Annotated in this window: 14 protein-coding genes; all 14 read right to left on the bottom strand. The window is 63.3% G+C overall.

Going from position 1 to position 14,425, the window contains the following annotated elements:
• Positions 1-8: 8 nt before the first annotated feature.
• The gene (scpB, locus tag EEB12_RS00070; protein WP_141487236.1) at positions 9-737 is read right to left on the bottom strand and encodes an SMC-Scp complex subunit ScpB; all 729 of its coding nucleotides are present in this window, start codon (positions 735-737) and stop codon (positions 9-11) included.
• Positions 734-1,555: a segregation and condensation protein A gene (locus EEB12_RS00065; protein WP_046379919.1), complete on the bottom strand. Its 822-nt coding sequence runs from the start codon at positions 1,553-1,555 to the stop codon at positions 734-736. Before EEB12_RS00065 ends, scpB begins: the two co-directional genes overlap by 4 nt.
• Before the next feature lie 50 nt (positions 1,556-1,605).
• Entirely contained in the window at positions 1,606-2,619 is a 1,014-nt protein-coding gene (locus tag EEB12_RS00060; protein ID WP_020969711.1) for a ParA family protein, read from the bottom strand.
• Between the two features lie 143 nt (positions 2,620-2,762).
• Positions 2,763-3,686 carry a site-specific tyrosine recombinase XerD gene (gene xerD, locus EEB12_RS00055; RefSeq protein WP_019748588.1) on the bottom strand — a complete coding sequence of 308 codons (924 nt, stop codon included), beginning with the start codon at positions 3,684-3,686 and terminating at the stop codon, positions 2,763-2,765.
• Between the two features lies 1 nt (position 3,687).
• A complete protein-coding gene (locus tag EEB12_RS00050) occupies positions 3,688-4,320 on the bottom strand; it encodes an NUDIX domain-containing protein (protein WP_141487234.1) in 633 nt (210 codons plus the stop codon).
• 6 nt (positions 4,321-4,326) lie between these two features.
• Positions 4,327-6,087 carry a CTP synthase gene (locus EEB12_RS00045; RefSeq protein WP_003946139.1) on the bottom strand — a complete coding sequence of 587 codons (1,761 nt, stop codon included), beginning with the start codon at positions 6,085-6,087 and terminating at the stop codon, positions 4,327-4,329.
• 156 nt (positions 6,088-6,243) lie between these two features.
• The gene (locus EEB12_RS00040; protein WP_019748590.1) at positions 6,244-7,197 is read right to left on the bottom strand and encodes a copper transporter; all 954 of its coding nucleotides are present in this window, start codon (positions 7,195-7,197) and stop codon (positions 6,244-6,246) included.
• Complete coding sequence (gene steA, locus EEB12_RS00035; protein WP_020969713.1) at positions 7,194-8,378, bottom strand: putative cytokinetic ring protein SteA; 1,185 nt, start codon at positions 8,376-8,378, stop codon at positions 7,194-7,196. Before steA ends, EEB12_RS00040 begins: the two co-directional genes overlap by 4 nt.
• Positions 8,379-8,464: 86 nt before the next feature.
• Positions 8,465-10,243, bottom strand: coding sequence for a DNA repair protein RecN (recN, locus tag EEB12_RS00030; protein WP_064444633.1), 1,779 nt, complete (start codon positions 10,241-10,243; stop codon positions 8,465-8,467).
• Positions 10,244-10,245: 2 nt separating this feature from the next.
• The gene (locus EEB12_RS00025) at positions 10,246-11,193 is read right to left on the bottom strand and encodes an NAD kinase (RefSeq protein WP_019748593.1); all 948 of its coding nucleotides are present in this window, start codon (positions 11,191-11,193) and stop codon (positions 10,246-10,248) included.
• Complete coding sequence (locus EEB12_RS00020) at positions 11,190-12,047, bottom strand: TlyA family RNA methyltransferase (RefSeq protein WP_060939850.1); 858 nt, start codon at positions 12,045-12,047, stop codon at positions 11,190-11,192. The genes EEB12_RS00025 and EEB12_RS00020 overlap by 4 nt, the downstream gene beginning before the upstream one ends.
• 1 nt (position 12,048) lies before the next feature.
• Positions 12,049-12,291: a hypothetical protein gene (locus EEB12_RS00015; protein WP_019748595.1), complete on the bottom strand. Its 243-nt coding sequence runs from the start codon at positions 12,289-12,291 to the stop codon at positions 12,049-12,051.
• Positions 12,292-12,367: 76 nt separating this feature from the next.
• Positions 12,368-13,351 carry an HAD-IIA family hydrolase gene (locus EEB12_RS00010; protein ID WP_141487233.1) on the bottom strand — a complete coding sequence of 328 codons (984 nt, stop codon included), beginning with the start codon at positions 13,349-13,351 and terminating at the stop codon, positions 12,368-12,370.
• A complete protein-coding gene (locus EEB12_RS00005; protein ID WP_073513327.1) occupies positions 13,348-14,289 on the bottom strand; it encodes a hypothetical protein in 942 nt (313 codons plus the stop codon). Before EEB12_RS00005 ends, EEB12_RS00010 begins: the two co-directional genes overlap by 4 nt.
• Positions 14,290-14,425 lie beyond the last annotated feature (136 nt).

Genomic DNA, 14,425 nt, shown 5'->3' with positions numbered 1-14,425 from the left:
AATTCCGGTCAGTCGTCGACTTCGGTGTCCACTACGTCAGCGGGCACGTCTGCCTTGTTCATTCTCGCAAATCGCGGATCGGATTCCAGGCTTTCGCTGATGTCGTCGATGAGATCGACATCAGGCAAGAGCGGGGCCAACTCCGGGAGCTCGCTGAGCGAGGCCAGCCCGAGCCGTTCGAGGAACAGTTCGGTCGTGGAGTACCGTGTCGCGTTGGTGTCCGGGTCAGGCCCGGCTTCCGCGATCAGTCCGCGGGCAAGGAGGGTGCGTACCACCCCGTCCACGTTGACGCCTCGTACCGCACTGATCCGCGCACGAGTCAACGGTTGACGGTATGCGACTACGGCCAAAGTTTCCAATGCCGCCCTGGTCAATTTGGTGCGTGCGCCGTCCAATAGCAGCTTTTCCACGTACGGGGCAAACTCTTGTCGCGTGTACAGACGCCATCCGTCGCCCGCGTAGCGAAGGTCCATTCCGCTGCCGCGAGCGGTCAATGCGGCCGACATCGACGTCAGGCGTTCTTCGACGCGCTCCGGCGCGGTTCCGGTGACAGATGCGAGTTGGTTCACTTCCGCCGGCGAATCCACGACAAGCAGAAGCGACTCCAGCACTGCGTCGAGTTGATCGTCGTCGAGGTCGAAATCGGGTGCAGACTCTTCGGGCTCCGAGGCGGGGTCGGCAGGCTCGATAATCTCGTCTAGCTGCGAAGACTCTGATTCCGTCGGCTCGGCATTCATCCGTAGTCCTCCTCTGTGACCGGCGCGGCCGGGTCGTCTCCGGTCCAACTCACCATCAGCGGTCCGAGAGCCTCGGGTTGCTCGAACACGATGACCTGCCGGCGATACAGCTCGAGCAATGCGAGAAACCTTGCCACTATCTCGACGGTGATTTCGCACTCGGCGACGAGGTCCCCGAAGGGTGTCCACTCCCCGATGCCTCGCTCGCGCAGCAACTCGAGAATTCGCTCCGCTTGTTCGGGTATCGAGATATTGGACACATGGAGGTGATCGAGGCCCACTGTCGGCACCGGACGCGGTGTGAACACCGTCGCCGCGATCTCCGCAAAACGCTGAGGGTCGACGCCCAACAACACCTCGGGCAGGAGTTCGGTGAACTGATCCTCGACGGCAACCGAGCGCGGATAGCGCCGCAGCGCTGCTTCCTCCAACTCACCGAACAGCGCCGCAACCTGTTTGTACGCCCGGTACTGCAGCAGTCTCGCGAAGAGAAGATCACGTGCTTCGAGAAGCGCCAGATCCTCCGCGTCCTCGACCTGCCCGGCGGGCAACAACCTGGCCGCTTTCAGATCCAGAAGCGTAGCTGCGACGACCAGGAATTCCGTCGTCTGATCAAGGCCCATCGCACTGCCGAGTTCCTTGGTGTACGCGATGAAATCGTCCGTGACGGTGTGAAGGGCGACTTCGGTGACGTCGAGCTGCCGTTGATTGATCAGGTTCAACAGCAGATCGAACGGGCCTTCGAAGTTCCGGAGAGTGACTCGGAAACCGGCAGCCTTGGCTGCGGTCTGAGCGTCGGTCGGCACGTTCGGATCGATCGAATCCGGCTCGACTTCGACCGGACCTTCTTGCGATGCAATCAGTTCCACTAACGACCAGACCGGTGAATGACCTCGCGGGCCAAGGCTCGATATGCCTCGGCGCCAGCCGATTTCGGCGCCCACGTCGTGATCGGCTCACCGGCAACGCTGGTTTCGGGGAATCGAACGGTGCGGTTGATCACCGTGTCGTAGACGACGTCGCCGAACACCTCGACCACTCGCGCCATCACCTCACGAGCGTGCAGGGTCCGGGCGTCGAACATCGTGACGACGATGCCGGCCAACTCGAGCTTCGGATTGAGACGGTCGTGCACCTTTTCGACGGTGTCGTTGAGAAGTGCCAGGCCGCGCAGGCTGAAGTACTCGCATTCCATCGGAATGATGACCGAATCGGCGCACGCCAGCGCATTCACCGTGAGCAGGCCAAGCGACGGCTGGCAGTCGATGAGCACGTAGTCGTACCGATCGAGAACCGGGTGCAGCACGCGCCCCAAAGTCTGCTCACGCCCGACCTCGGTGACCAATTGAATCTCGGCGGCCGAAAGGTCGATGTTGCTGGGGAGCAGGTCCAGACCGTCCACCCGAGTGCGCATCAACACGTCGTCGATGGACACACGCGGTTCGACCAGGAGATTATGGACGGTCAGTTCCAGGTCGTGATGCTGAACGCCCAGACCAGCAGACAACGCTCCTTGGGGATCGAGATCCACCAAGAGCACTCGGCGACCGTATTCGGCCAACGACGCGCCCAGGTTGATGGTCGACGTCGTCTTGCCGACGCCGCCCTTCTGGTTGCACATCGCGATGATCATCGCGGGTCCGTGGTGCGCCAACGGTGTCGGTTGGGGTACCTCGCGGACCGGCCGGCCCGTCGGACCGAGTTCTTCCGTGGAAACAGCAGGGGTTTCCGCAGGTGGAGAGGCTACTGGCGTCGTATCTATTTCGAACATCGCCTCTGGTTCGGAGGGTACAGCTGGTGCTGATTCGTTCACGCGCTCGAAGAGTTGGGCATTGACATGCGGCGGCGCGGACTCCGCCGCTGGTGGCTGCGATGTCGACACGGTCCGATGCTCCCCTACTCTTTCGGCGGTTGCTCTCGGCGCCGGCAAACCCCCGAAACTGCGGTGGAGGCCGCTCGCGCTCCTTGAACGCTACCGCTTACATCACCGAATGGTCTCGCAGACACGCATGAGCCAACCAACGCCTAACGGGCGCGTGGGTGTGCCTGAGCCCACACTTCGCGCAGCGCTGTGACGGTGACCAGTGTGTAGATCTGCGTCGTGGTTACCGAAGCGTGACCGAGAAGTTCCTGCACGACACGTACGTCCGCGCCGCCGTCGAGCAGGTGTGTGGCAAACGAGTGCCTGAGCGTATGGGGTGAGACGTCCGCCTTGATCCCGGCCGACGCGGCCGCGTCCTGAAGAATCTGCCATGCACTCTGACGCGAGAGGCGTCCCCCGCGAGCGTTGAGAAAGAGGGCAGGAACACCACGCGTCGCGAGGCTGGGGCGCCCGCGGACGAGATACGCGTCGACGGCGGCGATCGCCGGCCTGCCGACGGGGACGATCCGCTGCTTGCCGCCCTTGCCCTTGAGCAGCACGGAACGGGTTTCGGTGTCGATGTCGTCGACGTCCAGATCGATCGCCTCGGTGATGCGTGCTCCGGTCGAGTACAGAAGCTCGAGCAGAGCGCGATCCCTCAGGTCGCGGGGCCCGTCACCGGCCGCACCGCCACCCGAAGCGTCGAGTAGGGCGATCACGTCGTCGAGCGGCAGAGCCTTGGGCAGCTTGCGTCCGGGCGTCGGCGGCTTGACCGTTCGAGCCACATCGACACCGACCAGGCCCTCGGCGGCGGAAAACTTGTGGAATCCGCGGACCGCGATCAGGGTCCTCGCTGCCGAACTGGCCGCCAACGGTACGACTCCGGCATCTTTGTCACCCAGGCGCAGATGAGTCACGAATTCGGTGACGTCGTTCTCCGTCACGCCCGCAACGTCGTCGATGCCGCGCCCGTTCAAATACTCCGCGTACCGATTCAGGTCGCGGCGATACGAAAGCAGAGTGTTGCGCGCAGATCCTCGCTCGACCGCTAGATGGTCGAGATACGAGTCCACCTGTCGGGCAAGCACTTCAGGCTCGCGACTTGCGTTCTCCGAATGCGCGAGGACGATCGGGCCACGGTGCGTCGGCGGGGCGTAGCGGCTTTCCCGTCGAGCGTGCGGTAGCGATCGCGAGAATGCCCGATACCGCGGTGGCATTGACGATGTCACCGCGCAGCGCCATGTCGACGGCGTCGGCGAGCGGAACTCGCGAAATCTCGAGATCGGCTTCTTCGTGTTCGGGATCGTCGCGCTCCACCTCGTGCAGCCCCTCGGCGAGGAAGACGCGAACCGCCTCGTCCGTGAACCCGGGTGAGAGAGCTACATCGACCAGCACCGACCATCGATCGGCGCCGAGTCCGGTTTCTTCGCCCAGCTCACGCGCCGCCGCCTCGACCGGGCTCTCCCCCGCAGCGTCGAGCAGACCGGCAGGGATTTCCCACAACCGGTGCGCGAGCGGGTGACGGTACTGGTGAATCAGCACCAGGTTGTCGTGCTCGTCCAGTGCCACGACGGCAACGGCGCCGTGGTGTTCGACGACTTCCCGATCGGCACGCTGACCACCAGGCATCGCAACGGTGTCGACGCGCAACGCGATGATCGCGCCGGTGTAGACCGTCTTGGAGCCGAGGGTGTCGAATTCGTGCCGACCGGGATCGCTCATCTGTGGCTAGACCTTTTCCACGTTCTCGACTGCAGCGTCGAGCGCTGTCTCGGTGGCAGCGGTGTCGATCTTCTCGTCACCGTGGACGTCGACGGGCAGGCGCTCTTCGAGCTTGTACGTCAACGCTGCTTCGACGAAGGCGGCGAACAGCGGGTGCGGGCGCGTCGGGCGGCTCTTGAGCTCCGGGTGTGCCTGGGTGGCAACGAAGAACGGATGCTGCTCACGCGGGTACTCGACGAACTCGACCAGGTGACCGTCCGGCGAGGTTCCGCTGAACTGCAAGCCGGACTTGGCAATCCGGTCGCGGTACGTGTTGTTGACCTCGTAGCGGTGACGGTGACGCTCGGAGACGTCCTCGGTTCCGTAGGCCTGAGCGACGACGGAACCCTTGGTCAGCACGGCCGGGTAAGCACCCAGACGCATTGTGCCACCGAGGTCGGCGTCACCGGCGATGACGTCTTCCTGATCAGCCATCGTGGAGATGACCGGGTGCTTGGTGTCCGGCTCGAACTCGGCCGAGTTGGCATCGTCGAGGCCGACGCTGCGAGCAGCTTCGATGACGACGCACTGCAGACCCAGGCACAGACCCAGCAGCGGCAGCTTGCGTGAACGTGCGAAACGGATCGCGCCGAGCTTGCCCTCGATGCCGCGGATGCCGAAGCCGCCCGGGATCAGAACACCGTCGACGTCACCGAGAGCGGCCTGCGCTCCGGCTTCGGTCTCACAGGCGTCCGACGGAACCCAGGAGATCTCGACCTTCGACCGGTTGGCAAATCCACCGGCGCGCAGCGCCTCGGTGACGGAGAGGTATGCGTCGGGCAGGTCGACGTACTTGCCGACCAACGCGACGCGCACGGTCTCACGCGGCTGGTGAACACGATCGAGGAGGTTGCCCCACACGGTCCAGTCGACGTCGCGGAACGGGAGACCGAGCTGGCGAACGACGTAGGCGTCGAGGCCCTCACGGTGCAGAACCTTCGGGATGTCGTAGATCGAGGGAGCGTCGGGCGTCGAGATGCAGGCGTCGACGTCCACGTCGCACATCAGCGCGATCTTGTTCTTGAGGCCCTGCGGAACGTCACGATCGCAACGAAGGATCAGCGCGTCGGGCTGAATGCCGATGCTGCGCAACGACGCAACCGAGTGCTGCGTGGGCTTGGTCTTGAGTTCTCCGGAGGGGCCGAGGTACGGCACGAGGGAGACGTGCAGGAAGAAGACGTTGTCGCGGCCGACGTCGTGGCGGACCTGGCGAGCGGCTTCGAGGAAGGGCTGCGATTCGATGTCGCCGACGGTTCCACCGATTTCGGTGATCACGACATCCGGGCGGTGTCCCTGCAGATCCGGGCCGCTCATCTCGAGGATGCGACGCTTGATCTCGTCGGTGATGTGCGGGATGACCTGAACGGTGTCACCGAGGTACTCGCCACGACGTTCCTTGGCGATGACCGTCGAGTACACCTGGCCGGTGGTGACGTTCGCCTGACCGGATAGGTCACGGTCGAGGAACCGCTCGTAGTGCCCGACGTCGAGGTCGGTCTCGGCACCGTCTTCGGTGACGAAGACCTCGCCGTGCTGGAAGGGGTTCATGGTGCCCGGATCCACATTGAGATAGGGATCGAGCTTCTGCATGGTCACGCGCATTCCCCGCGCGGTCAACAACTGTCCCAGGCTCGAGGCGGTCAAACCTTTGCCGAGCGAGGAAGCTACACCTCCGCTGACGAAGATGTGCTTGGTGGCGGTACGCGTGTTAGTGCGTGACTGTGGCAAAGGGGCTCCCGTGACGACTGTGCAGGGCTTGGTCTGATGAAGCATGCTGGGGCCTGCCGACCCACGGGATTTCACGGTAACACCTATCGGGGGTCGGTGCCTACAACGCGCCGACTTTCCGCCCCCGATGTGACCGGCGTATCAATACCGGGGTGTTCAGTTGGTGGGTGCGCCGACGGTAACCGCCGCCGCTCCCGGTCCCGTGCCGTAGCGGCCGGCGCCGCCGTTCAACTGTTCCTGAAGTGCCAACGGCGTCGTGATCTTGCCCGACTCCCGATCGATGTTGTCGATGGTCGTCAAGCCCGCTGAAAGCGCCGCGTCCGCACGTGCGACGGCAACCGGACCACTGCCCTCGGCCGAGCCAGGCCGGCCCGCGAGAATCGTTCCTGCGCCGCGTCCGTCGAGAGCACCGGCAAACCGGGCGATGACGGCGCCGCGGTTACCCGTGGCTGCGTCGGATTCACTCTTGTTGTCGCCGGTGAGAACCACGGCGAGCTGAGCCGGCTTGACCGCTCCGTCGTCGTAGCTGATGAAACCGGCGCTACGCAGCGAGTCGAGCGCGAGATTCATCTCGTCCGGAGTGCTCTGCGGTTCGCTGTTCTGCCCGTTGAGAAGCAGAACCGAACCGAGCAGATCACCTGCGAGACTGCCCTGATCGACCGCACCGGTCTTGAGGGTGATCCCCGCAGGGATGACATTGGTGACGACGGTCCGCAAGCGGTCACCACCGGTGGCGTCGACAAACGAATCGGTGAGCGAGACGCGTCCGGTCACGGCACCGCCGGCGGCAGTGACGAGTCGGTTGACACCGTCGAGATCACTGGGATCCGCGTCCGGTGCCGTGATGACGACGACGGTGCGACCAGCGAGACTGTCACGCACGACGCGACCGCCGACAGCGGCATCGAAGCCGTCCGCGGAATTGAGTTGCTGCTGAAGCTGATTGGACTGTTGATTGAGGTCTTCGATCTCGTTCTGCAGGTCCGCCTTGTCGTCACGCAGACCGGACAGCAATCCACTCGACAGCATTCCGGAACCGAGCACCACGCCGATCGCGAGTGCCAGAAAGATTGCCGCTATGGAAATTGCATGTTGACGCATCGAAATCACTTGAAGAGCCCCTGAACCCACAGCGCGAAGCTGTTCCACGTTGCGATTGCCCAGTCGAGAACTTCACTACCGGCATTGGACACGACCAGGGCGACGATCACTGCCACCAGGGCGGCGAGCACCAGGAGCGCGATCGCGCCGCCGGACACTCGACTTCGATACAGCGTTGCCACAGCCTTGGCGTCGACCAGTTTCGGTCCAACCTTGAGCCGTGTCATGAACGCCGACGGATTGCTTTCACGACGCCCACGGTCGAAGAACTCGTCCAAGGACACCACGTTGCCGACCGTCACGATCAGTGAAGCTCCGTGGTGATCGGCAAGCAGCAGGGCAAGGTCGGTCGGTGAGCAGGTCGCCGGGAACGTCATCGCCCCGATACCGAGATCCTGGATTCGGGAAAGCCCCGCCGCATGACCGTCCTGGTCTGCAGGCAGAACAACTTCCGCGCCGGACTTGAGCGTGGAACTGGTGATTTCCTCCGGGTCGCCCACGATCAGATCGGGGCGGTATCCGGCCTTGCTCAACACGTCCGCACCTGCGCCGACACCGATCAAGATCGGCGAATACTCCTTGATGAAGGGCTTGAGGTTCTTCAGATCGGTCTCGCGTTCGGGGCCATCGGAGACGACCACGACATGGCGGTCCTTCAAGTCGATATCGATGTCCGGAACACCGATTCCGTCGATGAGCAACGGGCTTTCGGTGCGGATGAACTCGATGGTGTTACCCGAGAACGCTTCCAAGTGATCGACCAGGCCGGTCTTGGCCTCGATCATCCGGTCGGAGATTTCGGCCTCGGTCTGCTCTTCACCCTTGACGAGGCTCTTCTCGCCGTTGAAGATCTCGCCCTCGTGCAGGCGGATCTTGCTGCCGTCCTTGATGTTCTTGAAGACATCACCGTCGACGGCATCGATCAGAACGATGTCGTTGGCGACGATCACTTCCGGTCCGAGGTTGGGGTACCGCCCCGAAATCGACGGCGACGCGTTGACCACGGCCATGACTCCGGCTTTCACCAGAGCATCGGCGGTCCGGCGATCGATGTCGACTTCGTCGAGGATCACGATGTCTCCAGGACCGACACGGCGCAGAAGCTTCGCCGTGTTCCGATCGGCCCTGGCGATGCCACTGATCCCAGGCAAGGATTCGGTGTTACGTGAGAGCAATCCGGGCATCTTCATGGCTTCGATGATGAACCTGAAACCGCGTTGACCGGTGGAGGCGCGCCGACAACTACCACATCAGTCACACCAACACCACAGAACCTTCAATCTGTGACGCGGGCCGCATTCGCGATCTCGAGCAGTTCTTCGGCGTGCGCACGACCGGTTTCGGTGTCGTCCAGCCCTGCCAACATACGGGCCAATTCGACCACCCGATCCGAATCCGACAAGGTCCGCACGCCACTGCTCACCACTCCGCCTTTGTCGTCGACCTTGTCCACCACGAGGTGGGTGTCGGCAAACGCAGCAACCTGCGGAAGGTGGGTGACAACGATAACCTGATGCGTACGAGCAAGTTTCGCCAATCGGCGGCCGATCTCGACAGCAGCGCGGCCACCGACCCCCGCGTCCACCTCGTCGAAAACCATCGTCGCACCGGTGTCGCTACCAGCGAGAACAACCTCGAGCGCCAGCATGACGCGTGACAGCTCACCACCGGAAGCGCTCTTACTGATCGGAAGTGAGGGCGCCCCACTGTGCGCGGACAGGCGAAATTCCACCTCGTCGACGCCGGCAGACCCGGCATGCAGGTCTACTCCCCCGACACTGAGCGGCGCCGAGTCCTGCGGGCCGGCAGGCTGCGAACGCACAGTCACCTCGAGGCCCGCACGTCCCATCGCCAGACCGGCGAGTTCCGCGCTGACGGCTTTGGCGAGCTTTGCCGCCGCCTTGACTCGCGCGGCGCTCAGCTTGGTAGCGGCTTCCGCGGTCAGGCCAGCCGTCTCCTCGACCTGCTTGGCCAACAGTGACAACGCATCCGAGGACACGTCGAGTTTGGATAGACGAGCGCGAGCAGTATCTGCCCATTCGAGAACACCGTCGACATCGGCGGCGTACTTGCGAGTCAGAGTCTTCAGTTCCGATTGCCGCGACAACAAAGAGTCCAGAGCGCCCGGGTCTGCGGGCAGCCCGGACAGGTAGGTGTTCAGGTCACCGGCAACGTCGGTGACGACGGCAATAGCGTCGGCCAACCGGGAACCGAGGCCGTCCAGATCGGCGTCGGTGACCGACTCGATGCGCGCCCTCGCTTCGGACATCAGGTCTAGCGCCGGCATGACACCGACGTCGCCGCTTGCCATGTCGTCACTACCGGCGAGCGCAGCGTGCGCCCCTTCGGCAGCGGAGCGGAGCGAATCGAGTTCACTGAGTCGACGAACTTCGGCAACGATCGCCGTGTCCTCGCCGGGCTCGGGTGCCACGCCGTCGATTTCGTTGAGCGCGAAGGTCAACTGATCTGCTTCTTGTGCCAGTTCACGAGCCTTCGACGTGCGCTCGATCAACTCCGAACGAGCATCGAGCCATTCACGACGGTGTTTGCGGTACCTCGTCAGTAGCGTTCCGATTGCCTTGTCCCCGAAGCGGTCCAGCGCGTTGCGTTGCTGGTCGGGACGAAGCAATCGCAGCTGATCGTTCTGTCCGTGGACAGTCAGAAGTGGGTCCGTGAATTCGGAGAGAACTCCCGCCGGCACGCTTCGTCCGCCGAGATGAGCCCGTGACCGCCCATCGCTGCCGACTGTCCGGACGGCGATGATGGTCCCGTCCTCGTCGCGCTCGGCGCCGGACGATTCCAGGATTCGGACGATCTCACGCTCGGTGGCCGGTGAGACGTCGTCGGCGATGAATCGTCCTTCGACAACGGCTCGCGACGCGCCCAACCGCACTCGACCGGCATCCGCTCGCGCTCCGCTGAGGAGGTGCAAGCTGGTGACGACCATCGTTTTACCTGCGCCGGTTTCACCGGTCAGGACGGTCAGGCCCTCGTGAAACTGGGCGCTGGCCTCGGAGATCACACCAAGACTGTCGATACGGATCTCTGCGAGCACGATTAAGGCTTCCTTCCTCGCCATCCGGTAACCGGAAGCTCGAACTTGCGAACCATCCGATCAGCGAAAGGCGCAGAGTCCAACCGGACCCACTTGACGGGAGTGGCGCCGCGAACGATCTCGACGCGAGCGCCGGCAGGCAGTTCCAAGGTACGACGGCCGTCGCAGAAGACCAGGCCGTCGTGGCTACCGGCGACGGTCTCCACCGCGATGATCGAATTCGGGCTGGTGACCAACGGCCGCGCGAACAGCGCATGCGCGTTGCTGGGTACGACGAGCAATGCTTCGAGTTCGGGCCACACGACGGGGCCGCCTGCGGAAAATGCATAAGCGGTCGAGCCTGTGGGAGTTGACACGAGAACACCGTCGCAACCGAACGCGGACACCGGTCTGCCATCGACTTCGAGGACAACTTCGAGAACTCCCAGACGCGAACGGTTCTCGATACTGGCCTCGTTGAGCGCCCACCCGCGGTCGATGATCTCGTCGTCCACCCGAATCACGACGTCGAGTGTCATACGGGACTCGACGCGATATTCCTTGCGAACTACCTGTGCGAGAGCCTCGTCGAGATGCTCGGCCTCGGTCTCTGCCAGAAATCCGATCCGTCCGAGGTTGATGCCCAGTACCGGAATGGACGCTTCTTGAGCGAGTTCGGCGGCGCGCAGAAACGTGCCGTCGCCACCGAGAACAAGTACCAACTCGCATCCAACGGCAGCGTCAGGGCCGGGATGAACAACCGTGACGTCGAGACCCGGCGCAGAGAAACCCTCGGGTTCCGTCATTGCTTCGATGCGCGAGCTGTCTGCTTCGTCGACGAGGACTCGCAGTCCGATTCCCGCGCGCTCGAAGATCTTCCCGACCCGCTTGGCAGTTTCCGTGATGTCACGTCGACCAGGGTGCGCGACAAGAAGGATCTCGCGCGACTCGCCGTTCGTGACCGCGTTCACTGGGGCCCTTCCTCTACAGCCTTGCGAATCATGTCCTCCACCGTAGGAACTCCCTCGGTGTTCGTCTCGGTGTCGGTAACCGTCTCTTCATCGCCGGATGTACCCGTCTTTCGAAGCCACAGGAAATACTCGACATTTCCCGACGGACCGGGCAATGGGCTGGCCACGACACCTAACGTCCGCAGACCTACCTTTGCAGCAGCCTCCGACACGTCGAGCACAGCGGAGATTCGCAGTTCCGGATCTCGTACGACGCCACCGGCACCGACGCGGTCCTTGCCCACCTCGAACTGAGGCTTGACCATCGGAACCAGGTCCGCGCCGTCAGCGGTACAGGCGACAAACGCCCCGAGTACCAGTTTGAGAGAGATGAACGACAGGTCCGCGACAACGAGATCGACAGTTCCGCCGATCGTCTCGGCATCGATAGCGCGAACATTGGTTCGGTCGATGACATGCACTCGGTCGTCGGACTGCAGGCGCCACACCAATTGGCCGTAACCGACGTCGACGGCGACAACTTCCTTCGCACCGCGTGTCAGCAGAACGTCCGTGAACCCGCCGGTGGAAGCGCCGGCGTCGAGGCAACGGCGACCTTCGACCGTCAATCCTTCGGTACCGAAGGCGTCAAGGGCACCGATCAGTTTGTGAGCACCGCGCGACGCCCACGAGACTTCCTGCTCCACCTCGACGACCCGAAGCGGCGTTCCGGCTTCGATCGCCGTCGCGGGCTTGGTCGCAACGGCTCCGGAAATGAGAACTCGGCCCGCGGAGATCAGTTCTTGCGCATGATCTCTCGATCGTGCCAGACCGCGACGGACCAATTCGGCGTCCACCCGTGCTCTACGTGCCACGTCAAGCCCTGTCCACAGAGGCGAGTGCCTGGACGAGCACCTCATGTGCCTGTTCCAAAATATGTGCCTTCTGCGGAATCACACCTGCTCCGTGATGATCGTTCGGATCGTGTTCGATGCCGCCGAGGCGTGCCAGCAAACCGTCGACGTCAGAACGTATTCGTTCCGGATCGACGGTAGGGCGTGACCCGGGCAGCGGTGATCCGTTGCTCGAGTTTCCGGGGTGCGGTGTCGGCGTGCTCATCGGGCACAACGTTAGTGCATGACTCTCGGTTGCGCATACACCCGCACCCCCGCGAGTCGAACACATATGCGAGAAATCAGACCAGCCAGGAAGCAAACAGATCCGCCACGCCGGCATCCGACGCTTCCAGCGTCTGGAACGACGGATTAGCCCATGCGACAGGCGCAACCGCACGTAGAAGTGACATTTCGTCCCCGACAACCGGGCCCTCGACGACCAGTGCCGACTCGTTCACCGCGACGGACCACTTGGATTCCGCGCCGACCAGTGACTCGACGGCCGGCTGATTGAGCGAATCCAAAGTTGCTGCAATGTAGGTGGGGCGCTGCTCAATCGGAGCCCGCAACACGTCACCCGGCGTGCTCACACCGGTGAGCACCAACAACGAGTCGATCGAAACAGCATGTGCGCCTTCGATATCAGTGTCCAAGCGATCACCGACGACCAGTGGACGCGAGCACCCACTGCGTGCAAGCGCATCCTCCATCAGCGGTGCAGCAGGCTTGCCTGCCACCAAGGGTTCCTGCCTCGTGGCGGCGCGCAGAGCCGCCACCATCGAGCCGTTGCCGAGCACCAAACCCCGTTCCGACGGCAGTGTGGTGTCCAGGTTCGCAGCCACCCACAGCGCCCCGGCCCTGATCGCCAAGCATGCCTCGGCGAGGATCGACCAGTTGGTCTCCGTCGAATGTCCTTGGACGACTGCAACCGGGGAATCCGCGAATTCGCGCACCGGAAGCAAACCGACGCGCGTCACCTCGTCGGCCAATGCATCGGTACCGACGACGAGTACAGCGGCACCGGGTTCGAGACGCTCAGCCAACAGGCGCACCGCCGTCTGAGAACTGGTGACCACGCGATCGTCTTCGGAATCGAAACCGAGTTCGGTCAGATGCGCGGACACTGCCGAAGGCGAGCGACTCGCATTGTTGGTCACGTAGTACAGAGCCTGCGTACCCTGACCCAACGCGGCCTGGGTACCGGGAATCGCATGAGCTCCGGCGTACAGCGTGCCGTCGAGATCGAGCAAAAGTACGTCGTACTGAGTACGAAGCACGGTCACTGATCTTCTCCGGTCAACTCGGCCACCCGTTCTTCAGCATCCGTGTCACCCTCGAGGTCTGCAGCTGCAGCATTGAGGAACCACTTCAATCCGTCTTCGACACGACCTGCTGCAACGAGGGCATCAGCGTACGCATAGAAAAGCCGAGCCGCCGCTTCACCGGTACGCGCTGCGTCAAGATCCTTGGTCTGCAGTGTGACAACTGCCTGATCGAACTGACCGAGATCCATGCGGGCGCCGGCGACCACGATCCTCAACTCCGAAGCCTCGTCGCCGGAAAGCAGGGCAGCCTCGTCGCTACGACCGAGCTCGATTGCGCGTTCGGGTCGACCCAAACCGCGTTCGCAGTCGGCCATGACAGCGATCAGACCCGGTCCACCAGCCATTCGACGGGCAGCGCGAAGCTCGGAGAGAGCTTCAGCCCATTCACCGGCGTGGTACGCGGTGATTCCAGCAGCTTCACGAACGACCGCAATTCGGCCGGCGCGCTGACGAGCAGCGCGCGCGTGGAGCAGTGCAAGTTCCGGGTCTTCGTCGACAAGCTTGCCTGCCATGACGAGGTGACGCGCAACTGTGTTGGCGTTGTCCTTGTCGAGGCTGAGCAGATCTCGACGCACGGCCGGGTCCAACTCGGTGGGCTCTACGTTGTCGGGCAAATCCGGTTCGTCAGGTCGTGCTTGCTGACGGTTGCGGTCGCCGTCGCGTCCACGAGGGGTGAACCCACCCTCGCCGCCGCGACGCTGTCCGCCGTTGAATCCGCCGCCACGGTTACTGTTTCCAGCACCGCCACGGTTGTTGTCTCCGGCACCACCGCGGCGGTCTCCGCCTGCAGCGCCGCGTGATCCACGCCCGTCGTTGTCACGACGGGGGCCACCTGATCGAGGCGCTCCTCCCCCACGGAAGGACCGACGCTCGTCGCCATTCTCCGACACAGTCATTCCTCTCATACAACGCACGAAAGGGGACCCAATATGTTGGGTCCCCTTTCGGTTAACGGGTGTTCGGCGGTGTCCTACTCTCCCACACCCTGTCGAGTGCAGTACCATCGGCGCTGAAGGGCTTAGCTTCCGGGTT

It is taken from the genome of Rhodococcus sp. WS1, from assembly GCF_003797745.1.
Taxonomy (GTDB): Bacteria; Actinomycetota; Actinomycetes; order Mycobacteriales; family Mycobacteriaceae; genus Rhodococcus_F; species Rhodococcus_F erythropolis.
The sequence above is the reverse complement of the archived record's forward strand: the minus strand, read 5'-3'. Positions and strand labels throughout refer to the sequence as shown.